2 rRNA genes are annotated in these 720 nt (G+C 47.9%); both read right to left on the bottom strand.

The annotated features are described in order from the left end of the window. Positions 1–123: ribosomal RNA gene (locus tag LQ216_RS20235) — 23S ribosomal RNA — on the bottom strand; the annotation flags it as partial. Between the two features lie 484 nt (positions 124–607). Then, positions 608–720, bottom strand: a 16S ribosomal RNA gene (locus LQ216_RS20240); the annotation flags it as partial.

Genomic DNA, 720 nt, shown 5'->3' on the forward strand with positions numbered 1-720 from the left:
CCCCATTCGGAAATCTCCGGATCAAAGCTTACTTACAGCTCCCCGAAGCATATCGGTGTTAGTCCCGTCCTTCATCGGCTCCTAGTGCCAAGGCATCCACCGTGCGCCCTTTCTAACTTAACCAAATGGCGTTTGGATAACCTTCGGATTTCTTCGTCAGCTTCCTTCTCTCAGATCCTCACGTATCGAAATACGCTCCGGAGGCCTACAGGATGTAGGTCACGAAGGCGTTGCAACAGGACGTTGCGCTTTTAGCCTTTGTTCCTCAATTTCAGTCGCTTTCTCGAACTCCTCGCTTCTCATCCACCATTACTTCGCTGATTTGTGATGACCTTCGACCTTCTTCGTCAGCGCCCGCGCTTAGGTCCTCACGTATGCAAGATACGCTGCGGCCTTCGCTCAGTTGCTTCCTCGAATCTCTCGGTCCTGACAAATCACCAGACTTGCATTCTTACTCGGTGTTTTGAAAATTGACGCAAAAATTCGCCTTATATTACTGTTATCTAGTTTTCAAGGAACAAATAGACAAACAATGTTTGTCTACAATAGAAAGAATTGCTTCTTTCAAAACTGAACAAAACAAAAGCGCTTCTCGTATTATCCTTAGAAAGGAGGTGATCCAGCCGCACCTTCCGATACGGCTACCTTGTTACGACTTCACCCCAATCATCTGTCCCACCTTAGGCGGCTGGCTCCAAAAGGTTACCTCACCGACTTCGG

Origin of the sequence: Bacillus sp. CECT 9360, assembly GCF_918741275.1 — a bacterium.
GTDB lineage: Bacteria > Bacillota > Bacilli > Bacillales > DSM-1321 > Peribacillus.